This window comes from Mucilaginibacter gynuensis (assembly GCF_039541195.1).
GTDB classification, from domain to species: Bacteria; Bacteroidota; Bacteroidia; order Sphingobacteriales; family Sphingobacteriaceae; genus Mucilaginibacter; species Mucilaginibacter gynuensis.
The window spans coordinates 709,077-733,780 of the sequence record NZ_BAABFT010000002.1; the positions used below are offsets into that span (position 1 = coordinate 709,077).

The following is a 24,704-nucleotide window of genomic DNA, read 5'->3' on the forward strand; positions in this document are numbered from 1 at the left end:
AACGATGAACAGGTTAATCAAAGGCATTGATAATGGCATCTGTTTCGGTTGACGAATCTTCGCGGCCGGTAAGTTTTGAAAAGATGCGTTCCAGCGTATCGCTATGGTTTTGCTTTAACGATTCGAAAGTGCCGTCGGCAATAATTTCGCCTTTGTTGATGAGCAAGATCCTGTCGGATACTTTCTCTACCACATCCATCATGTGCGAACAGTAGAAGATGGTTTTCCCCTCCTGCGACAAGCGCATGATGAGCTCCTTGATCATGATCACCGCGTTGGCATCCAATCCCGACAAGGGTTCATCCAATATAATAATCCGCGGGTTGTGGATAATGCCCGATATCAGCAGCACCTTTTGTTTCATTCCCTTGGAGAAGGTATCCATGCGGTCGTCGCCATTAGTGCCCAAACCAAATGCAACCAGCAGTTTTCGGGCTCTGTCGTGCAAAACAGATTCCTCCATACCATACAGCTTACCTATAAAATCAAGGTATTCCATAGGGGTGAGCACATCGTAGATCTCGGCATTTTCGGGCACATAGCCTATCAGCTTCTTAATTTCGAGCGGAGCCGTAGCCATGTTGATGCCATCTACAATTACCTCGCCCTCAAACTCGGGAATAAGCCCCGTAAGTATCTTAACCGTGGTTGACTTACCCGCGCCGTTTGGCCCTATGTAACCAATTACCTGCCCCGGGTAAATATCCAGCGAAAGGCCTTTTAGCACGTGCTTATCGCCGTAATGTTTTGAAAGATCGCGTATTTGAATAAGAGGAGTATCAGCCATAGTATGTAAGGTAATAGAGCTGTAAGTTATAAAACTTAGGTGGCTTTTGGTGGATAAACGCAGTATTACTTTCTCACAAGGCCATTACTTACTCTTCAGTATAGCTGCAACTTCTTTAAGCAGCAACGGAAATGCCGGTACGGCCATGCCACCATGATCGTATCCCTGCAATTGCAGCAACCGGGTTTTGGTATGGCCTGCCAGTTTCATCATGCGTAACATGTAGGCGTTTTCTTCGTAGCGGCCAAGCAGTTCCATCTCCGCGTCGCCGGTTATGAGTAGCGTGGGCGGGGCATCGGCACGTACAAAGTAAAGCGGTGCGTATTCATCAATAATAGGTTGGGTATCTTTTATACCCCGCTCCTGCCGTACGGTAAAATGGGTAATGCACTGTCCGCTAAAGGGAATCAATCCGGCTACGTTGTTGGCATCAACCTGGTACTTGTTCAGGTATTTTTTATTGAGCGTGATCATCATGGCCAGGTAGCCACCGGCAGAGTGTCCCGACAAAAAGATCTGCTTATCGTTACCGCCGTAGCTGCCTATGTGTTTAAACGCCCAGGCAACTGCCGCCGCGGCATCTTCAATGTAAGCAGGTGCTTTTACCTTCGGCGATAACCTGTAACCTACGCCGATCACCGCGTAACCTTTGTTCATGAGTTCTTTTGGCAACTCTCGGCCACCGCCGGTTAACCCGCCGCCGTGGAACCAAACAATGGTAGCGAAGTTCTTTACGCCTTTAGGGTAGTATATATCCAGCACACATTGCGAAGCGATGTAAGCATCGGTTTTATTTACCGCGTCGTCATAATAGTGTATCGCTTTTTCGGTTACGTATTCCTGCTGCGCGAAGGTGACAACAGAGGGGATCAGCAGAAGCAGGAAGATAAGTTTTTTCATGGTTTATTACAGGTAAAGATGAGCACAACTAAACTATACAATATGCGGCAATTATTGAAGCCATCAATGTAACTGCTTTATGACAATTACGAAGCAGGACGACAAAAAACATGTCATTTCGAACGAGGTACGAGGAGAAATCTTCTTCATTGAGCAAGTAGCAGACATGCTTGATGAAGAAGATTTCTCACTGCGTTTCGAGATAACACGTAGTTTTCTAACACTTATAATTTAACACCGACCTTTACCTTACCACCGGGAACTGCGAAATGCGCAATTGGGTACAACCATAAGGCACCAGCGTTACTTCTTCTTCCTTTTGGTTTTCCATGCCTTCGTTGTAAATAATACTGTAAGGCACAGGCCCGGCCATTTCGTTGTACAGTTGCCATTGGGGTATCCGCTTAGCTTTGGCCTTTATAGTTACCGGCGAATTAGCTAAAGTCCATGGGAAAAGGGCCACTGTAGCTGCTTTTTCAACCTTGTAGGTTTCGTTCAGCTTATTGTTGGGCACTTCAACCAAACCATAGTTCCACGGTGTTGTAGGGCGAACTTCGTAGTACGAGCTGCCATAAGCAATTGGATCTTTATCGTTGATTACCTTCTTTGTTTCTTCGCCCATTTTAAGGGCGTAAACTATCGGTCCGCGTTCTACTGAAGCTGAATTTTCGTACCAGGTATTTTTAAAGATGTGCATAGGCAAGGTCAGTTCAAGCACATCGCCGCTTTTCCATTCGCGGTTTATCTTTACAATTTGGTTGCCGGTAACTTGTTGCAGCTCTTGTCCGTTCACTTTAATTACAGCGTTTTTGCACCAGGCCGGTATCCGCAGGTGAAAAGGGAACGTAACCGTTTTCGTTTTTTTACCGGTGCTTAGCGTAAACTTAATGGTTTCATCAAAAGGATAACTGGTTTCTTCCTTAAAAGTTACAGGCACGCCATCAGCCACCGAAGCGCTTACCTCGCTTGGCGAATAAACCAGCGCGGCAATACCCTTATCGGCAGTAGCGTACCAAAGGTTTTGCACAAATTTAGGCCAGCCCTGGTGCATGTTTGATGTGCAGCAAGGGTAGCCGGTAAGCAGACCGTAGCATACATCGGTACCGGCATGGTTCACATCAAAATTATGCGGCTGCCTGGTAAGCATCACCTGATTAGCCTGCTGAAAGTACTGGCGGTTCATATAATCGGGCGTGGTTTGCGTTGGCAGGGCGTTGAAGGCTATCTTCTCTAACTGATCGGCATAATTCACATCACCAGTGATCTCCAGTGTACTTTCCAGCGTAAACATCATCTCCACAGCACTACATAGCTCCGAACCCTGGGTTGGGTTATTACCGTGCAGCGCTTCATCGCCACCATACAGGCCATGCGCCATACCGTTAAACTTGCGTAGGTCGGCATAGCCTTTTTTAGTGGCATCTACATACTGCGCTTCGGGGTGTTGCTGGTAGTAGATGATAGGCTCTTTCATGCCCTGTGCCAAATTTACCCCGTGGATACTGCCTGCACTGGCCAGCATATCGGTATTCAAAAAGGCGTTGGTAAAATCAAAACCTTGCTTGTGAAGCAGATCGGCCAGATCAAGCAGGTATTTATCGCCAGTAATATTATACAACCAGTACACTACTTGCAAATTATCGCCCTCACGGTATTTAGCCCAAAACGACCAATGATCAAGCGGTTTCTGCGGTAATTCTTTCAGTTGGTATTTGAAATAATTAGTCATGAGGGTGATCACTCTTTTATCGCCCGTGGCGGAATAATACTGCTTTAATATTTTCAGCATCACCATTTTTGGCCACCAGTCGCGGCTGTTATTGCGCTGCAAACCGGGTTCGCTACTATAATCTTTCGATGGGCCGAAGTAACCATCGGGCTGCTGGCTTTTTATCGACCACTCTACCCATGGCTTCACCTTCGCTATCAGCTCCTTATCATTTAATATATAGGCCAAAGGCAACAACCCGTCAATCCAGTACGGACCGCGCTCCCATTGATCGCCATCGCCACCCAGCCAGCCATTGCGCTGGTTCATTACCAGCGGATACAGCTTATCGAGGTTACCGGTAGCGCCGTTCTTTTGCCTAACAAGCATTTCGCGTAGCCAGCCCTGCGGCCTTATGGCACCCAGCGGAAGTTCGACATAAGGGTTTTGGCGCAAAGGCGCGCGGCTCATGGTATAAGCCGCCGGTACAAGGTTGCTTTTTGCCGACTGGGCCGCGCCGTTTAAAGCAGCCCCCATCAACACGATTTGCAGTAGATACTTGATTCTCATTTAAGTTTTCAGTGGTTTATGATGTATTTCGAAGTATGGTTTATAAATCGCACTAAAAATAGCATTTTAAGTTACAAAAACGATTTATGTGGGTGCGTAATTTGGATTGGTGAGGACTTAATTTCAGGTCAACTATCCAGTCTTTCGTTGATTTAATATATTGACTGTCTGTTATTTTACATTTTATTTAAACAAAAATCGATTCAAATTTGTATATTAAACCAAACTTAAAACTTATGGCAGCGGTATTAGTAATTTCAACAATTGCAGGAGTAGTTATCTATATCACTCGTTTTAGAACTCAATAGACTCACTTCATAAAAAAGTGTACCGGCACCACAAAAAGGTGCCAAAAAAAACCTCACTTTCGTGAAAGGCTCTTTTTTCAGCCTGTGGTCGGTGTTATCACCGCACCACAGTTTATGTTCCTTATCCACATCTAAAAAATGGTGCGGTTATAACACCGACCATAAGCTGAATTCTTTATTAGCGTTCATTTTTATTATTTTAGCTATACTCAAACCTATTATTATGCACATAAGGGTAATAGCACCTGTACATTACTTAGAAATACCTCAAAGTATTACCATAAACCAAACAATACTAACAAACGATGTTGGCATATTACAATTACTCAGTCAAAGTGAAACCTTTATAAATGCCATTGGATATATTCGTTTTGAAACAATATCAAAATCATTATTTCTTCTTCGAAGGTGATTCATCTGAAATAGATTTTTTGGGAGATACTGAATCAGGACGTGAAATAGCATTCAAAATGAATAATTTCTTTGCAATGTTTGTACATTCTATTTGGTTCGTCAAAGACAATAGTGCGTATGTGAATTATTGTGTAGTAGAAGATTTGGACAATGAAAAAGTTTTCACAAACACTAAAGATATCCTTGCCACAAATAGCACTGGTGAATATGCCAACACTAACTTAAGTATCGATGAAGTGGAAACATTTTACAATCTTCTACCTTATTTTTTCAAACTTAATGTGGTTGATAATCAATCTGAGATTAACCTTTTTGGTCCAGACGAAATGATACACAACGCTATTCCAAGTGAGTTTAATTATATACGTTATGATTATAATAGGGTTAAGCGTGCTGCATATTTTTTACAGCTTATAAGACACAATTCAAACCTTATAATAAAAATTACATTTTTTGTCGCAATTTATGAGTGTTTATTTACTTCTAACCCGAGTGAAGTTACACATCAAGTTTCAGAAAGAGCAGCTCTGTATATTGGAGGCGATAATTTAATTAAAAGAGTCAACTATGATTTGATTAGAGAGGCATATACAATTAGGTCAAAATATATCCATGGAAGTGTTGTTAAAAACTCCCGTGAAGAACTATTAAGAATTTGTATGTCGATTGATGCCCTAACAAGACAGTTATTTTTAAAAATAAGGGGTAACGATGAAATATTTTTACTATCCGATTCTGAAGGCGATAAGAAGAAATTTGAAAACTATTTTAAGAACTTACTATTCGAATAACTATCTAAAGAACATTTTATCAAACAACAAGACTCAAACTTAAAATATGGATTAATCGCACAGAAACAAAATATCTGAAACACAAAAAAAGCCCCTAAAACTAAATTTAGAGGCTAATCAAAAGTGACCCCGCTGAGGCTCGAACTCAGGACCCACAGATTAAGAGTCTGTTGCTCTACCAACTGAGCTACGGAGTCGGGTGCTTTATTTTTTGGTGCGACAAAGAAACAATTATTTCCGAATAGTAACAAGTCATGTGTTTGTATAATTAACGTTGGGGTTACGTTATTATAATAACGCTATATTGTTCAAAATGTATATCGCCTCGTTCTGCTGTCCCCATCAATATCATATTCAATCAATAAGAACTTACTATCCAGCTTTTTAATCTTCATTCTACCCAAAATCATGGGTTCACCAAAAATATCAGCCGGAAATGCGAAGTATTTCTTTTGCCTGGTTCGTATATTATATAATATCATCTTGTCGTTTGGCGTGGGTACACCCTTATCGCAGTATAGTAATGTTTCCTTTTTAACGTCGGCATCAATCCAACATGCAGCGGGACTGATTATGTTTTTTCCGGTTGATTTTGCAATAAGCTCAATCTGATTAGGGTTACCCGAACCGAAGGAATGCACTAACACGAAATAGTCTTTAAAATCAGCCCCTACATAGCCAAGGTTTTTATGCGGCATTCCTTTAGATATAGAAGATAATTCGGAAATAATTTTTCCTTTTTTTGTCAGGTATAGGTATTCTGTATCATCATCTACCTTAAACAGAATTTTGTAAGCACCCACTAAATTAGTTTGATAATCGTAGGATTCTACATCATCTGAATCGTCGTCAGGCAACGTTGATTGCTGGGCATTAACAGTAAAGCTCAAAAGAAATGATAAAATAAAAAAAGATAAGATAGCTCGCACAGTGATAAGTTTAATGCTAATTTAATTAAACTTTTTTTCTTATCAGTCATTATACTTCTTGGTATCTGCAACAAGTTAACACTATCTGCGGTATCCATTTAAACAAAAAAGACCATCCTATGAACACCAATAAAACAATACTCGAAAAAGCCAATGCAGCCGTTACCCAAGGTGATAATGAGGGCTTCCTCGCCTACTGTACCGACGATACGGAATGGACATTTATAGGCGAGCAAATCCTGCAAGGCAAGGAAGCTGTTCGGCAATACATGGCTAAGGCTTATGTAGAACCGCCAAAGTTTGAGGTAGAGCACTTAATAGCCGAGGGCGACTTTGTTACGGCGATCGGCAAGATCAGCATGAAAAACGACGATGGGAAATTGATCCACTACTCCTATTGCGACATATGGCGATTTCGCGATGGCAAAATGGCCGAATTAAAGGCTTTCGTTATAGAAACTGAAGCGAAATGATAAAAGCAAAAAGCCTTTCAGTAGTAACTGAAAGGCTTTCTTATTAGAATATTTTACAGCTTACAAATCTGCCAGTACACCACTACGGCGTGCGTTAACAGGTGTGGCTACCACTACCGGCACGGGTACTATTCCGTTCTTGCTTTCAAGGTATGGCAGGTAATATTTTTCGTAGAAGTTTTTCTTAGAGTCTTTATAAGAGCTTATGGCGCCTAAGGTGTGCATAAACTTAATATAATACCAGGCCATATCAACCTGGTGCGGTTTAAAGCCGCTACGCGCGCTTTTAGGGTACAGGTGGTGGTTGTTATGCCATTCGCCGGCTACAATGCCAGGCCAAAGCTGGTTAACCGATTTGTCGTTCACGTTATGGTCAACACCTTCGCGTTGTTTGTCTTCACCTTTGCCGTGGCCTTCGTAGTTGAAGGTACGTACACCTACAGCCCAAAATCCGGCAGCGCCGAATAAGCTGCATGCCAGCGCGTGACCACCAATAAAGTAAAATGCCGCATACCAAAAGCCCCAGTTAAGCACCCAGGCCAAAACGGCACGGGCCGGGTTTACATACGAACCCCATTTTTGGTATTGCTTATAGTTATTTGCCTGCACACCGGTATGGCGCATCAGTTGTTTTACGCGGTTATAATCCGACTCATTAAGGTCTTTAGCGATAGATTGATGGTTAACATCGGCCAAAAAGCAATAGAAGAAACCCGCCTGCGCGTTGTAAGGATCGCCGGGCTGATCAGATTTCGCGTGGTGCACATGGTGCGATATCACGTAGATCTCTTCCGGAATTACGCTGATGGTTAAGTTTTGGGTTACAAAACGCCAAAAATTATTGCGGAACTTATAAGCCCCATGTGTACAATAGCGATGGTGCCAAATGGTACCATGCGTACCCATGATGATCATGCTGTACAGAAAAGCTGCACCCACGGTCCATACAGAAAGATAATTGAACAGGAATAAAAAGAAGAAAGGGATAAGGCACAATACCTTAAACCAGCTAAAGAAAGGCAGCCAGTTCTTGCGATCGGCAAATACATTGAGGCGCGAGAAAAACTCACCAAACAACTGCTTTACCGTGGGTTTAATCAAATTCCCCTGTTCGTCTTGCCAACCATAGGCAGGGCGTTGTAGTACATGGTCTAAAAATGCCATTAGTTTAAATTAAAATTTAAAGTGCTATTGAATAATGTGTGAGTGTAAAGGGGACTTTCTAAAGATAGTTTTTTAATATGAAGGTCATATTATTAAATGAGAATTATTTTAAACAAGATATTCAGAGTTAATAATACAGCCTTACGATTAATAAATTATCGTTATTGGTTATATACGAGAAAAAGTTAGAATAGGTTTTCTATGTATTCGTCCCTAAAGTCGGCAGTAAAGCGCAAAATATTATGCTGACCGGCAAATTCAGAGGGCTCATGAGTAGTAGTAAGGATGATGGCCTGCATGCCCGCGTTGGCCGCGGCTTCCGCGCCTTTTGGCACGTCTTCAAAAACAAGGCAATCGGCAGGTTCAACATTTAACAGTTGGGCCGCCTTCAAAAAGGTTTCGGGGTGGGGTTTGCTTATCGCCACGTCATCGGCGCTTACCACCACCTGTATATATTTACGGATGTTCAGGCCATCCAGCACAAAATCAATATTAAACGGAATAGCCGCCGAACCAATAGCCATCGGGATTCCTTTTTGGTAGGCTTTCTCTAAAAACTCGGGCAGGCCGGGCAGCAGGCTTAGTTCGGGTAAAAAGGCTTTTTGGTAACGCTTTTCTTTTTCAAGCGATAGCCTGTCCATTTCTTCGAGGGTGAAGTGACCTTCGCCAAACATGCGTACCAGCAGTTCGTGGTTTTTGCCGTACATGTTCTGCTTCACCTCTTCGCGGGTGAACGAGCCGCCTAAATCTTCGTTTAGTATGCCTTCCCATGCCAGTGTATGATACCACATATCATTGATCATGGTGCCGTTTAAATCGAAAATTATAGCCTTCATTCGTAGCAATTCCTTTTTCACAAACATAACATAATCAATATGCTTTAAATGTTAAATATTGTTATTTAAAGCATACAGGCACTATTTTGTTACAACAGGCCAGCCATCTGCCCAATTTAATTTTTCCATACGCAGTTTCGGTATGCCTCTGTCGGCCGCATCATAAGCGTGAAATACCAGGTAATCAGCCCCTTCAAAATTAGCTACCGCGTTGTGCCCCACGCCATACCAATCTTTATCGCCCTCTAAAACCAAAGTACCACCGCCGCTTTGCATAGGCGTACCGGTTTTGTCCAGGTATGGCCCCTGTAATTTTTTGGCACGGCCCACTATCATTTTGTATGTACTCTTCGGCCCTTTGCAACAATAATCAATAGAAGTGAACAGGTAGTAGTATTTATCTTTTTTGTAGATGAACGGCGCTTCAATAGCATTGCCGCCCGCGTCGGCAGGGTTGCCATCCACCGCAGGTGGATTGGCGGCGTTAGCATTTTTCTTGCGCGATGCAATGGTAGGTATCTTAGCTGGATCTTCGGCCAAGCTCAACCTGTCTTTCTTAAGCTTCACCAGCTTTATACCATCCCAAAACGAACCGAATACCATGTATGGTGTTCCGCTTTTATCGGTGGCAATGTTTGGGTCGATGGCGTTCCAGTTGGTTTTACCGGGATACGATTGAATTACCCGGCCATGATCAACCCATTTATAAGCCGCGTTATTAGTATGCAGTGTAGTATTAGTGGCTACGCCGATGGCGGATGTGTTTTTCCCGAAGGCAGATACCGAATAGAACAGGTAATACGTGCCCTTATAATAGGAAATATCGGGTGCCCATATATGGCCTTTAAAACCGGGGATGGTATCAACAGCCCATTTTGGCGGGGTATCAAATACAGGCTTTTCCTGTTTCCAGTGCACCCTATCGGCAGATGACCACATGGCGATGCCATTGCCCGTACAAAAGATGTAGTACAGGCTATCCTGTTTCATCATCACCGGATCATGTACCGATATATTGGTTTTAAGATCCTGTGCGCTGCACCAGCTGTGCAGCGAAAGGATCATCACCCACGAGAAAAAAAGCTTTTTCATATTATTTTGCCGGCTGTACGCCTTCGGTGGTCATTACTACCTTTTTAATAGAACCATCTTTATTATAGTACAAATAATCAATACAAACCGACCGCCTGAAACTGCCGCCATTGGTTTGCATAGCACCGTTATGATAAACGATATATGATTTTCCTTTAAAATCAATAATAGCCTGGTGGTTGGTATTGGAGTTACCGGCCACCTCGTTAAGCAAACCTTTAAATTCCCACGGTCCGTTTATACTCTTGCTCATGGCATAGGCCAGTTTCTCGGGGAATTGGTAAGCGTACGAGAGGTAGTACCAGTCGCCATGCTTATGGATCCACGGAGCTTCGGTATAATGCGGCAGGCCGTTTATTTTAGTGATAGGGCCGTCGAGCTCTGTCATATTGGCTTTTAACTTGGCGTAGTAGCAAACGGTATTACCCCAAAACAAGTAAGCCTGCCCGTCATCGTCAATAATTACCGATGGATCGATATCGTCCCAGCTGATCTTGGTGTCGGTGGTCATATCGTTAGTGATAATAGCCGAACCACGGGCATCCTTAAACGGCCCTGTCGGACTATCAGACACCGCCACCCCAATGGCCTTGCCATGTATGGTAGCGTGCTCAACCGCTACGTACCAGTAAAATTTACCATTATGCTCTATCACCTGCGATGCCCAGGCATCATCACGTGCCCATTTAAATTCTTTTACATTAAGGGGCGATGGATGCTCCGTCCAGTTCACCATATCCGACGACGAGAAGCATAGCCATTCGTGCATTTCGTAAAAATTCTTTTCGGGCGGGGCTACATCATGGCCGGTATACAGGTACACCTTATCCTTGTAAACCATAGCGGCCGGGTCGGCAGTGTATTTGTTTTTGATGACCGGGTTACGCTGCAAGGTATCGTGCACACCGGCGGTATTGTGCGTGGCTTTTACCGATGAACAGGCATTAAATGCCAGCGATGCAAAACCTAAACCGGCAATAGCCACAGCGGTTACAGAATATGATCTCTTGGTAAACAACATACTTATTTAGCTTTTAATTTGATCACTGTAAATGAATACGGCTCAACAGTTACAATTAAGTTTTTACCCGCTATTTTCAGCTGACTAACCACAGGCGCTATCACCACTGGATTGGCCAGTGAATTTTCGGCATCAAGCTTATTGCTTTGCAGGGTTGTTATGGTAGCCGTTGGCTGATACTTTGCAAGCCCCTTAACATCAAATGCGGCAGTTTGCTTAGCATCAGTTGTATTTACAAATTTGATAAGCAGTTCGTTGGTCTTTTTATCGATACTGGCGGTAGCAAAAATGCCGTTCTGCCCGGTTACGGCTTCGTCATTCAATAGCAGCGGTACCACATCTGTACCTTTATTAAGCGAGTAAAGCTTTTGTACATAATAGTTAGGTGTACCATAGCTGTGCTCATTATCAAACCAGATCAGGTCGGGTGTCCATTGCCAGGCATCCACATGGGCGAAAAGCGGCGCATACGATGCCATGGCCACTACATCGGCATTACGCTCAAGGCCAGTCATAAACGCGGCTTCAGATAACGCGCATTCCCAGTTGTTCTTGTTCTGCGGACTCGCGATAGCCACACTCTGCGCGGCATACTCACCCGCGAATATCTTCGGACCATTACGATCATATTTATCATACCTTTTGGCATTACCCCTGAACCATTTTGGCGCGCGGTAATAATGCTCGTCCAAAATATCGGCACCTAATGCACGGAAAGCCGTATTCAGCGTATCAAACCTTGCACCATCCGGGTCGGTACCGGTACTGGTTACTATTTTAACATCAGGGTATTTTGCCTTAATGGCTTTGTGGAAGATCTTCCAGCGGTCAATATAGTTTGGCCCCCAGTTTTCGTTACCCACACCCAGCATTTTAAGGTTAAATTTAGCCGGGTGACCTAATTGCGCGCGCAGCTTTCCCCATTCTGTTTCAGGGCCGCCGTTGGCAAACTCAATCAGATCTAAGGCATCCTGCACGTAAGGGTCAAGCTGACCAAGTTCGGTAAGCTCGCCGCTGTTGAACTGGCAGGCCATACCGCAATTTAAAATTGGCAGCGGTTCGGCGCCAATATCTTCGCTCAACATAAAGTACTCCATAAAACCAAGGCCGAAGCTTTGGTAATAATCAGGCGTTAAGCGGTGCTTGAACTCGGTATTCCAGCGGTTAATCACATTCTCACGTGTATCAATATCGCCAATGGTTTTTTTCCATTGATAACGGGTTTTCAACTCGCGGCCTTCAACAATACATCCTCCCGGAAAACGCAGGAAACCCGGTTTCATATCGGCCAGCTTTTGTACTAAATCGGCACGCAGGCCATTGGCACGGTTCTTCCAGGTATGTTGTGGAAACAGCGATATCATATCCATATCAACCGAACCTTTACCCTTAAAGCTGATGTACAATTTTGCCTTATTGGCCGATGCCGTTGCCACCAGTTTAGCGCTGTGCTTAGCCCATGTGGTACCGTTAGGCAGTAGATCCGTGGTAGCTATAACCTTACCGGCCTCGTCGCGCAGTTCAATGGTAAGCTTCACTTTACTATCCGCGGCTTGTTTGCTCAAAACCGAAAAGTTATACCCCTCCCCTTTTTTGATCCCCATACCACGAAAACCCTCGTTAATTAACGAAAAAGCACCGCTATTTGAGGTGATATCTACATTGATCACATGCGGGTTATCGGCACGTTCGCTGCTGCGGTCAACCACTTTTACAATGCCATTGCCGCCTTCGGTTTTCCAACCCTGCAAGGCATCGCCAAACTCAAACGAGCGGTTTTTTACCAGTTCGGCATACAGGCCGCCATCGGCACCCATATTAATATCTTCAAAAAATATACCGTACATGGTAGGCTGTATATGCGCCGTTATCTGCGCCGGATCAATGGTGTACACCTTACCCGTTTGGCAAAACGCCGTTACCGACAGCCCTAACGCGCTTATCAGCAAGCCTATTTTTTTTGTTCCTTTAAAAATCATATTCAAATGCTACTATATGTAATAGTTGTTTATTTTTTTGCCGTTCAATTATTTCAACTCCAGTACCACCACCGATATCGGCGATAGCTTCACCTGTAATTTACCGCCTTTTAATGACGCGCCTTTAAAAGCAACCGGTTGTATCGCATTCGGCTGATCGAAGGTGTTGCGGTCTTGCAGGTTTTTTGAGGTAAGCGCCCTGCCTGTTACGGTTTTGTAAGCGCCGCCGTCAAGGGTCAACTCAATATCCTGAGCGTTTTTTGGGTCGATGTTAGCGAGGGTGATATGTGTTACCCCGCTCTTATCAACCGATGCCGAAGCAGATACGGCTGGTAGTTTATCGGTGCCGAAAGTATAATCGTTACTGGTAACTTTTATAGGCAGCAAGGTAGCATCCTGGTGTACGCTGTACATTTCCATAACGTGGTATGTAGGCGTAAGTATCATTTTCTCTTTATCGGTAAGTATAACCGCCTGCAATACGTTTACTGTTTGGGCAAGGTTGGCCATGCGTACCCTTTCGGCATGGTTATTAAATATGTTAAGGGTAACACCGGCAATCAGCGCGTCGCGGATGGTGTTTTGCTGATACAGGAAACCAGGGTTGGTACCATCTTCCACCTCGTACCAGCCGCCCCATTCGTCAACCACTAAAGCTACCTTCTTTTCCGGATCATACTTATCCATAATGGCCGAATGCTTGGTTACCAGTTCTTCCATGCGCAAGGCCGATTTGATGGTTTTGAAGTAAGTATCCTCGTTAAATTTAGTTGCCGATCCTTTTTTGTTCCATTCCACAATTGAGTAATGGTGCAGGGCCACACCTTCTACCATTTGTTTCGGGATGCCTTTCATCAGGGTTTCCGTCCAGTTGTAATCATCAACGTTGGCGCCCGATGCTACACGGAAGATATGCCCGGTATTTGTCCAGTCGGACATGAACGTAGCATATTTTCTAAACTCGTTGGCATAATAATCCGGTGTCATGTTACCACCGCAACCCCAGGCCTCGTTACCCACACCCCAAAAACGTACGCTCCATGGTTTCTCACGTCCGTTCTTTTTCCGCAAGTCCGACATCGGGTTCTTGGTATCTGAATTTACATACTGTACCCAATCGGCCAGTTCCTGCACTGTACCGCTGCCAATGTTACCGGCCAGGTATGGCTCGGTACCTAAAGCTTCGCACATGTTCAAAAAGTCGTGTGTACCAAAGCTGTTATCTTCGGTAACGCCGCCCCACCAGCGGTTCACTATCGATGGGCGTTCGGCTTTAGGGCCTACGCCATCGCGCCAGTGGTAGGTATCGGCAAAACAACCGCCCGGCCAGCGCAGGGCAGGAATCTTCATTTTTTTTAACGCCGCCACAATATCATTACGCACCCCATTGGTATTCGGAATTTTTGAGGTATCGCCTACATAAAAGCCACCATATATACACCTACCTAAATGCTCGGCAAAATGACTGTATATATATTTACTAATTTGCGTTTTACCCTGCTTGGTTTCAACAACAATGGTATTTTTTTGCTGCGCGAAAGCGTAGTTTGTAACAAGCAATCCCGTTAGCGCGATCTTTGATAACAGTGAAGAAATTCTCATGGTTTACAGTATGGTTTGTAATATCAGTTGTTAACTGCTGCGTTGGTTCTTAGTTGGTTAAAAATTTATAGGTGGTTTCGGTATGGTAAACCTGTCCCGGTTTTAACTCGGTAGATGGGAATTTTGGTTGATTTGGTGAATCGGGAAAGTGTTGTGTTTCCAAACAAAACGCCGAACGCAAGCCATAGGCCTTACCGCCCTTACCATCATGATCGGCACCGGTTAAAAAGTTACCGCTGTAAAACTGCACACCCGGTTCGGTAGTGTACACTTCCATTTTAATACCGGTTTGCGGGCTACTTACAATAGCGATGGGCTGCTTGCCATCATTTTTGTTAATTACAAAGTTGTGATCGTAGCCTTTACCGTTCTTCAGTTGCTCATCTGTAACGTCAATATCTTTGCCTATAGCCTTGGCCGTAGTAAAATCAAAAGGCGTACCTTTTACCGGTTGCAGTACGCCGGTTGGTATCAGCGTAGTATCAACAGGGTTAAATGTATCGGCATTTATTTGCAATATGTTATCGGTAATGGTTGGGCTGCCCGCGCCGTTCAGGTTAAAATAAGCATGGTTGGTAAGGTTTACCACCGTTGCTTTATCAGTAGTAGCATGGTAAGCTATCTTTAGGGCATTATCATCAGTTAAGGTATAAGTTACCTTAACGGTTAACGTGCCCGGGTAACCGCCTTGGCCGTCATCAGATATATAAGTAAGTTCGAGGTTTTGATCGTCAACCTGTTTAGCATCAAAAACTTGCGCGTAAAAACCTTTGAGGCCGCCATGCAGGGTATTTACACCATCGTTAATATCTAACTGGTATGTTTTGCCGTCAAGCGTGAATTTGCCTTTGGCAATACGGTTACCGTAACGCCCTATTATAGCACCGAAGAAAGGCTCTTTCGGTTTTTGATAGCTCTTTAAACTATCGTACCCTAAAACTACATCGGTTAATACGCCCTTATTATCGGGTACTAACAAACTCACCAGCCTGCCGCCGTAATTGGTAATGGCTGCCTCGGCGCCGCTTTTGTTCTTTAACACGTAAAGCTCAACTTGCTTATCGTTGATGGTTGCTTCAAAGTTTTTCTTTTCGGGGATCATTTTGTTTGTAGATACTGAATCCTGCCCGCCGCTTTGCTTGCCAGCCTGGTTATTGCAGGCAATAAATAGTGTTGCCGCGCAGCAGCTTGTAATAAATAGGTTAATAAAATTTCTTTTCATAAGATATTAATACTAAAAGTGACAGCAACAGGCTTTAACCTTTATATGGCGCGGCTTGTTGTATTGTTATATAATTGGTTGCTTATAATTTATTAAGGGCTACAAGAGCCTTTTAATTAAAATCGAAGATATAATAAAATATTTAATTGTAAAAAAAACACTTAAAATATTTTTCACAAATGCAGTGTATTTGTTACACTAATTACTAACTAAAAGCGAAGCTAAAATGTAACAATACATAAAAATGGGTACACGTTTTATTTTGAAAAAAAATTTAATTCTTATAAGTACATTTGTTTTTTTTAGAAAAATCACATAACGTTATAAAATGCAGAAATATTCGAAACAGACCAGGCTCTTACTTGCAGTTGATTGTATCATATTTGGTTTTGACGGAGAAACTTTAAAACTCTTGCTAATAAAAAGAGGTTTTCAGCCCGAAAAGAACAACTGGAGTTTAATGGGTGGTTTTGTTCAGCCTGATGAAAGCTTAGACCAGGCATCCAACCGAATATTAAAGCAACTAACTGGATTAGAGGGTGTTTACTTAGAACAACTGCATACTTTCGGTAACCCGCTGCGCGATCCTATTGAGCGTACCATATCAGTAGCATACTTCGCGCTGGTTGATATACATAAATACGAAAAGCAGATCAGCGCTGATTACCACGCCGAGTGGTTTTCGTTGAAACGTGCGCCAAAAATCATCTTCGACCAGCAGGAGATGGTAGAATTGGCCAAACAACGCATCCGCTACAAAGCGGCTTTACACCCTATTTTATTTGAATTACTACCCGGAAAGTTCACTTTACCGCAATTACAGAACCTTTATGAATGCGTTTTCAATACAACCATTGATAAGCGTAACTTTAGCAAAAGGGTACTGGCTACAGGCCTGCTGATAAAGCTGAACGAGAAAGACAAAGCAGGTTCAAAGCGCGGCGCGTACTATTACCAGCTGAACATGCAAAACTACTATGCTAAATTTCAGGCGTTTATGAACTTCATTCCTAACCCGGATTCTATCGGTCTGTAAGCCCATCCTAAGCTCTTTCTTCTTTGCAATAACCGGTGTAAACATGCCCATGTTTTTACACTAAGCCTCCCTTGTGAATTTATTTTTAAATGTTTTTTTGTAAAAATTTCTTTTTGTCAAAAAATAAGTGTTATTTCGACAACAATTATTAATCTTTATGAGTAAGAACCAATATGTAATTGGAGTTGACTATGGGTCTGATTCCGTTCGATCTGTGATTGTTGATGCCGCTAACGGCGAAGAGATCGCATCATCAGTATACTACTATCCGCGCTGGCAAAAGGGGCAGTATTGCAACCCGGCCGCCAACCAGTTCAGGCAGCATCCGCTGGATTATATTGAAGGTTTAGAATTTACGATAAAGGATTGCATACGCTTAGCCGGCGGCGATGAAGTGGCCAAAGCAGTTAAAGGCTTATCGGTTGACACCACAGGCTCAACCCCCGTGGCGGTTGACAGCACCGGCACACCGCTTGCGCTTACCCCGGGTTTTGAAGAAAATCCTAACGCGATGTTCATCCTTTGGAAAGACCATACCGCGGTTAACGAAGCCGCCCAGATCAACGAGCATGCTACAAAGTTTGATACCAATTATCTTAAATATGTAGGCGGAATTTACTCGTCGGAGTGGTTTTGGGCCAAATTGCTGCGTATTGTAAGGGTTGATAAAGGCGTAGCCGAAGCGCTGCACTCATGGGTAGAGCATTGCGACTGGATCCCTTTCTTACTTACCGGCGGTACCGATGTAAAAGAAATTAAACGCAGCCGTTGCGCCGCAGGCCATAAAGCCCTTTGGGCCGAAGAATTTGACGGGCTGCCGCCAGATGAGTTCTTCTCGTCGTTAGACCCGATTTTGGGTGGCATTACCGCTAAATTATTTAAAGATACCTATACATCTGACATCGCCGCAGGCAACTTAAGCCGGGAATGGGCCGACAGGTTAGGCCTATCTACCGATGTGGTGGTAGGCGTTGGCGCTTTTGATGCCCACATGGGTGCAGTAGGCGGGCAAATTGAGCCTTACCATTTAAGTAAGGTAATGGGTACTTCCACCTGCGATATACTGGTTGCGCCAAGCGCCGATGTAGAAGGCAAACTGGTACGCGGCATTTGCGGACAGGTGAACGGCTCGGTTATTCCCGGTATGGCCGGTTTAGAGGCGGGGCAATCTGCCTTTGGCGATACGTATGCCTGGTTCAAAAATATCCTGTCGTGGCCATTAAATAACTTGCTGGCACAATCAACCGTATTGGATGCGCAAACCGCGGCCGCTTTAAAAGAAGAACTGGCAGAAGCGATCATCCCCGAGTTAAGTCGCCAAGCCGCTTTATTACCTATAGAAACCAGCAACGAACTGGCCATAGACTGGTTTAACGGCCGCCGTACCCCGGATGCCGATCAATCTTTAAAAGGCGCTATCACCGGGTTAAACCTGGGTACTGATGCACCGCGCGTGTTCCGTGCGCTGGCCGAGGCTACCTGTTTTGGTGCCAAGAGTATTGTTGACCGCTTTGTACAGGAAGGTATCCCGGTTAAGGGAATCATCGGTATAGGTGGTGTGGCTAAAAAGTCGCCGTTTGTAATGCAAATGATGGCCGATGTATTGGGTATGCCTATCCGCATCCACCAATTTAAACATACCTGTGCTTTGGGCGCGGCCATGTTCGCGGCAGTTGTAGCAGGCATTTACGCTACGGTAGAAGAAGCCATGGAAGGTATGGGCCGTGGTTTTGATGTAGAATATCAACCAAACAAAGAAAACGAAGCGGTTTACCAAAACCGTTACGAGCAATATAAACGCCTGGGCGAGTTTACCGCTAAAGAAATTGCCGCTAAAGCCGCCGTAAGTGAATCATCTAATTCGGTATTGGCATGAGCAAGTATCAGCATATAAAACAAAGCGCTTACGAAGCCAACATGAAACTGCCCAAACTGGGTTTAGTATTATTCACCTTCGGTAACGTAAGTGCCGCCGACCGTGAACTGGGTGTATTCGCCATAAAACCGAGCGGTGTGCCTTATGAAGACCTCTCGCCCGAAAAGATGGTAATCGTTGATTTTGATGGTAAAACTATTGAAGGCGATCTGCGCCCCTCATCAGATACCCTTACCCATGCCGTATTGTATAAGCATTGGGATCATATCAACGGCATCGTGCACACACACTCTACTTATGCCACCGCCTGGGCACAAACCCAAAGGGATATACCTATTTTCGGTACCACACATGCCGATCATATTACGGTTGACGTGCCCTGCGCCCCACCCATGAGTGATGAAATGATTGCCGGTGATTACGAATATCAAACCGGTTTCCAGATAATGGATTGCTTTAAGGAAAAAGGCTTGAGTTATGAAGAAGTAGAAATGGTACTGGTAGGCAACCACGCACCCTTTACCTGGGGCAAAACTGCCGACAAAGCCGTTTACAACAGCGCCGTTTTAGAAACCGTTGCGCAAATGGCCTACCTCACCGAGCAGATCAATCCGCAAGCCCCGCGCCTGAAGGATGCCCTGATCAAAAAACATTTCGAGCGTAAACATGGCCCTAATTCATATTACGGCCAATAACCAACCATAAATTATAAAGCCAACATGGTATATAAATATATTCTGTCTTTACTGCTCGTAAGCGCGTTGATTACGTCGGCATCGGCGCAAAGCGTTTACAGTCCGGATAAAAAAATAGTGGTGGCATTTAAACTGAAGGCAGGCAAGCCTGTGTATACGGTAGCGTATAACAAGCAACCGGTTATCAACGAGTCGGCTTTAGGTATAGCGCAAAGCAATGCCAACCTGTACAGTGAATTAACGCTCAAAAGCACATCGGCAGTAAAACCGGTGAAGGATAGCTACACTATGCTGAATGCAAAGAAGAGCCAGATCAGCTACACGGCTAACCAGGTTACTTTTAGTTTAGCTAACGCTGATAAAAAAGCGGTGCAGATCATCTTCAATGTATCAAACGATGGGGTTGCTTTTCGTTACCATTTCCCGGGGCAAGCAGACACAGCCGTTACCATAACAAAAGAGTATACGGCCTTCAACTTTGCGCCAAGTACCAAAGCATGGCTGCAACCCAAGGCCGAAGCCCAAAGCGGCTGGGAACATACCAACCCATCGTACGAGGAATATTACGAGCAGGATATCCCCGTAGGGAAAACAGCCAAAAACGGTTGGGTATACCCCGCCCTGTTTAAAAGCGGCAATGCATGGCTGCTGATCACCGAAGCCAATATGGATGGTACTTATTGCGCTACCCATTTGGTTAACGATTCGGCAAGTACTGTTTATCATACCGGTTTCCCGGATGCACGCGAGCTTTTTACCGGCAAAGGTTTATTACCTAAAGGCGCCGCTTATTCGCCATGGCGTGTAATTACTATTGGCGGGTTAAAAACCATTGTTGAATCAACCTTAGGTACCGATTTGGCTAAACCCGCGCAACAATCGCCAAAGGCTGATTATATAAAACCGGGTAAAGCGGCCTGGAGCTGGATCATGAGCAAGGATGATTCCATCACCTATACCGAAACTATTCGTTACATTGATTTGGCCGCCAAAATGAAATGGCAATACTGCCTGGTAGATGTTGACTGGGACACCAAAATTGGCTATGATAAAATAAAGACGCTTGTTGATTACGGCGCGCAAAAAAATGTGGGCCTGCTGCTTTGGTACAATTCTGCCGGACCATGGAATACCGTTAAATATCACCCTAAAGATAAATTACTCACTCACGAAGGCCGCGAAAAAGAGTTTGCCCGCTTACAGCAAATGGGTATTAAGGGTGTTAAGATAGACTTTTTTAATGGCGATGGCCAAAGCATGATACAGTATTACATTGATATACTGAACGATGCGGCCAAATACAAACTATTGGTAAACTTTCACGGCGCAACCTTGCCGCGTGGCTGGGCACGTACCTATCCGCACCTGATGAGTACCGAAGCAGTGAAAGGTTTTGAGATGGTAACCTTTGAGCAACGCGGTGCCGATATGCAGGCCAACCATTGCGCCATGCTGCCCTTTACCCGCAACGCTTTCGACCCGATGGATTTTACCCCGGTGAACCTGTATAAAATACCTACGCAGGTTATCCGAAAAACCAGCAGCGGTTTCGAGCTGGCTTTGAGCGTGCTGTTCCTGTCGGGCATCCAGCACTATGCCGAATCGCCGGAAGGCATGACCCACGTACCCGATTTTGTAACCGATATGCTGAAAACATTACCTGATAACTGGGACGATGTAAAGTTTATTGACGGCTACCCCGGCAAATACGTGGTAATAGCCCGCAAAAGCGGCAACACCTGGTATGTAGCCGGCATCAATGGCGAGGGTGCTGCTAAAACACTGAATCTTGACCTATCGACCCTAAACAAAACAACCGGCACCATAATTACCGATGGTAAAGAACCTTTATCCTTTAGTAAAAACAGTATCAGTTTACCGGCAAATAAAAAGATAAACGTAACCATGCAGGCCAATGGCGGTTTCACCATGGTACTTAACTAAGCTTATAAATTTAAACACAGCTATATAAATAACACACAATGATAGATTTAAAAACATTTGAAGTTTGGTTTATAACCGGCAGCCAGCACCTATACGGCGAAGAAACTTTGAACCTGGTTGCAGAGCATTCAAAAGAAATTGCAGCCGGATTAAACAGCGCGCAGGAAATACCGGTACGCGTGGTATTTAAACCAACCGTAAAAACCACCGAAGAAATATACGACACCCTGCTTGCAGCCAACAGCGCCGAAAACGTAATTGGCGTGATCACCTGGATGCATACCTTCTCCCCTGCTAAAATGTGGATCCGTGGTTTAAACATCCTTAAAAAACCATTGCTGCACCTGCATACTCAATACAACCGCGATATTCCGTGGAGTTCTATCGATATGGATTTCATGAACCTTAACCAAAGCGCGCATGGCGACAGGGAGTTTGGTTTTATGGTATCGCGCATGCGTAAAAACCGCAAGGTAGTGGTTGGTCACTGGCAAGATAGCGAAGCATTGGCCGAAATAGGTGCCTGGACACGTGCAGCAGCCGGTTGGTACGATTGGCAGGGCGCTAAGTTTGCCCGCTTTGGCGATAACATGCGCTATGTTGCCGTTACCGATGGCGATAAAGTAGAAGCCGAACTGAAATTTGGCTTCGCTGTAAATACTTATGGCATTGGAGATTTGGTTGCATTGATCAATAATGTAAGCGAAGAAGATATTCAAAACCTGATCAACGAGTATGAAGCAACTTATACCATGGATGCCGCTCTGTTAAAAGGCGGTGAAAAACATGCATCGGTATATGAGGCTGCAAAAATTGAAATAGGCTTACGTAAGTTTTTGGTAGATGGCGGCTTTAAAGGCTTTTCAGATACGTTTGAAGACCTGCACGGCATGATCCAATTACCGGGCCTTGCCGTACAGCGCCTGTTGGCCGATGGCTATGGCTTTGCCGGTGAAGGCGACTGGAAAACAGCGGCATTGGTACGCGCGTTCAAGGTGATGGGGGCAGGTTTGCAGGGCGGTAATGCATTTATGGAAGATTACACTTATCATTTCGACCCCAATAATGCCCTGGTATTAGGCTCACATATGCTGGAAGTTGACGCCTCTTTAGCCAACGGCAAAGCAAGTTTAGAGGTACACCCATTGGGTATTGGCGGCAAAGCCGATCCTGCACGTTTGGTATTTAACGTATCGGGCGGCGCAGCGCTTAACGCTTCTATTGTGGATATGGGCAACCGTTTCCGTTTGTTAATTAACGAAGTTGAAGCTGTTGAACCACAGAACGACCTGCCTAACCTGCCTGTAGCACGCGTGCTTTGGAAACCACTACCTGATATGAAAACAGGTTGCGCGGCATGGATTTACGGCGGCGGCGCTCACCATACAGCATACAGCCAAAATTTAACAGCCGAACATTTACAGGATTTTGCCGACATGGCCGATCTTGAGTTCTTAGTGATCGGTAAAGACACCAAACTGGCACAGTTCCGCAACGAGATCCGTTGGAACGATATTGCTTACAAATAGTATTTCCTACTCCCCTAATTAAAGATACCGGCGGCCGCATTTATATAATAATGGGCTATCGTGGCCACCGGTATCTTCCATATCAAAACTAATTAAACCGAATTATGAGTAAATTTTCAACCATTGATTACGTCATCTTCGTGATCTACTTTATTGCGGTATCCAGCTATGGTTACTGGGTATACAGCCGCAAAAAAGTTAAAGGCGTATCAGATAGTAAAGACTTTTTCCTTGCCGAAGGATCGCTCACCTGGTGGGCTATCGGCGCTTCGCTTATCGCGTCCAACATATCTGCTGAGCAGTTTATAGGTGCCAGCGGGCAGGGTTTCGCCGTGGGTTTGGCCGTTGCCGCCTACGAATGGGTTGCGGCTATAGCCCTCATTATTGTAGCCGTTTGGTTTGTACCGGTGTATCTTAAAAATAAGATATTCACTATGCCGCAGTTTCTGCATACCCGCTACAACGAAACCGTGAGCTTTGTAATGGCCATCTTCTGGCTGTTTCTTTATGTGTTCGTTAACCTTACCTCCATACTTTACCTCGGCGCACTGGCACTCAACAATTTAGCAGGCGGCAGTCCGGATATGATGCATGGCATCATCATCGCGCTGGCTATTTTCGCATTGTTTATTACCCTTGGTGGTATGAAGGTGATCGGCTTTACCGATGTGATACAGGTTTTAGTGCTGGTAATTGGTGGTTTGGCAACAACCTACATCGCTCTTACTTTGGTGAGCGAGAAATTTGGCTTAGGTAAAGATGCCATGGCCGGACTTGATGCCATGCTTACCGACGCGCCCGACCACTTTAAAATGATGTTATCCAAACCAAAACCGGGTGCATCGCAAGGCGAGATCAATAAATACCTGGCCCTGCCCGGTATTGCCATGTATTTTGCAGGCCAGTGGATAGTGAACCTTAACTATTGGGGCTGTAACCAATACATTACCCAACGTGCCCTTGGTGCCGATTTAAAAACTGCCCGTACCGGGATCCTCTTTGCCGGTTTAATGAAACTGGCTATGCCCGTAATTGTAATTGTACCGGGTATTGCCGCTTATGTATTGTACAAAAACGGCAGCTTACAACAGGAAATGTTATCGGGTGGGCACTTCAATTCGGATAATGCTTATTCGGCTGTGCTTGGCTTTTTACCAACAGGTTTAAAAGGCCTTGCGGTAGCGGCGCTTACAGCGGCTATTGTGGCTTCACTTGCGGGTAAAGCCAACAGTATCTCCACCATTTTCACTTTAGATATTTACAAAAAGCACATCAGCAAAGATGCCAGCGAGAAAAAGCTGGTAGTAGTAGGCCGCTTAACCATTTTCGCGGCTATGGTGTTTTCCATATTATTAACCTGGAAAGATTTGCTGGGTATTGGCGGCGAGGGTGGTTTTACCTTTATTCAAAAGTATACAGGCTTTATCAGCCCCGGTATATTTGCCATATTCATTTTAGGTTTCTTTTGGAAACGTACTACAGGCGCGGCAGCTATCGCGGGTATTTTAACCGGTTTTGGCATGTCGGTATTGTTTAACAACTACGCCCCGGCTTTATTCGGACACGAAACCTTCCTGTATACAGCGTTCCCTAACGGTAAGGGCGGATATGAGATCCCGTTCCTGATATGTATGGGCTTATCGTTCCTGTTCACCATCATCGTAATGGTGGCCATCAGCTTCGCCGGACCGAAGATCAATCCAAAAGCACTGCATTTGGATAAGGGCATGTTTAAAGTTGAATCATCAACCCTTGCCTTAATTATATTAACCCTTTTATTACTTACCGCCTTGTACGTAAGGTTTTGGTAACATCACACTAAATCAAA

19 protein-coding genes and 1 tRNA gene are annotated in these 24,704 nt (G+C 44.5%); 8 read left to right on the plus strand and 12 right to left on the minus strand.

Annotation, left to right across the window (positions count from 1 at the left end; genetic code table 11):
• Positions 1-13: 13 nt before the first annotated feature.
• The 3 genes from ABD894_RS06225 to ABD894_RS06235 form a co-directional block, all read right to left on the minus strand.
• Positions 14-787: an ABC transporter ATP-binding protein gene (locus ABD894_RS06225; RefSeq protein ID WP_345210128.1), complete on the minus strand. Its 774-nt coding sequence runs from the start codon at positions 785-787 to the stop codon at positions 14-16.
• 84 nt (positions 788-871) lie between these two features.
• Positions 872-1,687: an alpha/beta hydrolase gene (locus tag ABD894_RS06230; protein WP_345210129.1), complete on the minus strand. Its 816-nt coding sequence runs from the start codon at positions 1,685-1,687 to the stop codon at positions 872-874.
• 244 nt (positions 1,688-1,931) lie between these two features.
• Complete coding sequence (locus ABD894_RS06235; protein ID WP_345210130.1) at positions 1,932-3,965, minus strand: beta-L-arabinofuranosidase domain-containing protein; 2,034 nt, start codon at positions 3,963-3,965, stop codon at positions 1,932-1,934.
• Positions 3,966-4,644: 679 nt separating this feature from the next.
• Here ABD894_RS06235 and ABD894_RS06240 point away from each other — a divergent pair.
• Positions 4,645-5,478 (plus strand): hypothetical protein, encoded by an 834-nt coding sequence (locus tag ABD894_RS06240; RefSeq protein WP_345210131.1) that lies wholly within the window; start codon positions 4,645-4,647, stop codon positions 5,476-5,478.
• A 124-nt stretch (positions 5,479-5,602) separates the two neighbouring features.
• Here ABD894_RS06240 and ABD894_RS06245 read toward each other — a convergent pair.
• Together ABD894_RS06245 and ABD894_RS06250 are read right to left on the minus strand one after the other, a co-directional pair.
• Positions 5,603-5,675: transfer RNA gene (locus ABD894_RS06245), tRNA-Lys, on the minus strand.
• A 111-nt stretch (positions 5,676-5,786) separates the two neighbouring features.
• Complete coding sequence (locus ABD894_RS06250; RefSeq protein WP_345210132.1) at positions 5,787-6,407, minus strand: hypothetical protein; 621 nt, start codon at positions 6,405-6,407, stop codon at positions 5,787-5,789.
• 119 nt (positions 6,408-6,526) lie between these two features.
• Here ABD894_RS06250 and ABD894_RS06255 point away from each other — a divergent pair, with 119 nt between their 5' ends.
• On the plus strand, positions 6,527-6,880 hold the full coding sequence (locus ABD894_RS06255; RefSeq protein WP_345210133.1) for a nuclear transport factor 2 family protein: 354 nt from the start codon (positions 6,527-6,529) through the stop codon (positions 6,878-6,880).
• 60 nt (positions 6,881-6,940) lie between these two features.
• Here ABD894_RS06255 and ABD894_RS06260 read toward each other — a convergent pair whose 3' ends face one another.
• The 7 genes from ABD894_RS06260 to ABD894_RS06290 all read right to left on the minus strand — a co-directional run bounded on the left by ABD894_RS06260 (position 6,941) and on the right by ABD894_RS06290 (position 15,796).
• Entirely contained in the window at positions 6,941-8,044 is a 1,104-nt protein-coding gene (locus ABD894_RS06260) for a fatty acid desaturase (protein WP_345210134.1), read from the minus strand.
• A 185-nt stretch (positions 8,045-8,229) separates the two neighbouring features.
• Positions 8,230-8,880 carry an HAD family hydrolase gene (locus tag ABD894_RS06265; protein ID WP_345210135.1) on the minus strand — a complete coding sequence of 217 codons (651 nt, stop codon included), beginning with the start codon at positions 8,878-8,880 and terminating at the stop codon, positions 8,230-8,232.
• 81 nt (positions 8,881-8,961) lie between these two features.
• Positions 8,962-9,972: a family 43 glycosylhydrolase gene (locus ABD894_RS06270; protein ID WP_345210136.1), complete on the minus strand. Its 1,011-nt coding sequence runs from the start codon at positions 9,970-9,972 to the stop codon at positions 8,962-8,964.
• 1 nt (position 9,973) lies between these two features.
• The gene (locus tag ABD894_RS06275; RefSeq protein ID WP_345210137.1) at positions 9,974-10,993 is read right to left on the minus strand and encodes a glycoside hydrolase family 43 protein; all 1,020 of its coding nucleotides are present in this window, start codon (positions 10,991-10,993) and stop codon (positions 9,974-9,976) included.
• A 2-nt stretch (positions 10,994-10,995) separates the two neighbouring features.
• Positions 10,996-12,972 carry an alpha-L-arabinofuranosidase C-terminal domain-containing protein gene (locus ABD894_RS06280; protein WP_345210138.1) on the minus strand — a complete coding sequence of 659 codons (1,977 nt, stop codon included), beginning with the start codon at positions 12,970-12,972 and terminating at the stop codon, positions 10,996-10,998.
• Between the two features lie 48 nt (positions 12,973-13,020).
• On the minus strand, positions 13,021-14,574 hold the full coding sequence (locus ABD894_RS06285; RefSeq protein ID WP_345210139.1) for an alpha-N-arabinofuranosidase: 1,554 nt from the start codon (positions 14,572-14,574) through the stop codon (positions 13,021-13,023).
• A gap of 49 nt (positions 14,575-14,623) precedes the next feature.
• The gene (locus tag ABD894_RS06290; protein ID WP_345210140.1) at positions 14,624-15,796 is read right to left on the minus strand and encodes an aldose epimerase family protein; all 1,173 of its coding nucleotides are present in this window, start codon (positions 15,794-15,796) and stop codon (positions 14,624-14,626) included.
• Positions 15,797-16,124: 328 nt separating this feature from the next.
• Here ABD894_RS06290 and ABD894_RS06295 point away from each other — a divergent pair, with 328 nt between their 5' ends.
• From ABD894_RS06295 to ABD894_RS06320, 6 genes are all read left to right on the plus strand, one after another.
• Entirely contained in the window at positions 16,125-16,832 is a 708-nt protein-coding gene (locus ABD894_RS06295; protein ID WP_345210141.1) for an NUDIX hydrolase, read from the plus strand.
• Positions 16,833-16,989: 157 nt separating this feature from the next.
• Positions 16,990-18,708, plus strand: coding sequence for a ribulokinase (locus ABD894_RS06300; protein ID WP_345210142.1), 1,719 nt, complete (start codon positions 16,990-16,992; stop codon positions 18,706-18,708).
• Positions 18,705-19,403, plus strand: a complete 699-nt coding sequence (locus ABD894_RS06305; RefSeq protein ID WP_345210143.1) for an L-ribulose-5-phosphate 4-epimerase — start codon at positions 18,705-18,707, stop codon at positions 19,401-19,403. Before ABD894_RS06300 ends, ABD894_RS06305 begins: the two co-directional genes overlap by 4 nt.
• 24 nt (positions 19,404-19,427) lie before the next feature.
• Entirely contained in the window at positions 19,428-21,347 is a 1,920-nt protein-coding gene (locus tag ABD894_RS06310) for a glycoside hydrolase family 97 protein (protein ID WP_345210144.1), read from the plus strand.
• 38 nt (positions 21,348-21,385) lie between these two features.
• A complete protein-coding gene (gene araA, locus ABD894_RS06315; RefSeq protein WP_345210145.1) occupies positions 21,386-22,876 on the plus strand; it encodes an L-arabinose isomerase in 1,491 nt (496 codons plus the stop codon).
• A gap of 104 nt (positions 22,877-22,980) precedes the next feature.
• Positions 22,981-24,687, plus strand: coding sequence for a sodium:solute symporter family transporter (locus ABD894_RS06320; RefSeq protein ID WP_345210146.1), 1,707 nt, complete (start codon positions 22,981-22,983; stop codon positions 24,685-24,687).
• Positions 24,688-24,704: the final 17 nt, after the last annotated feature.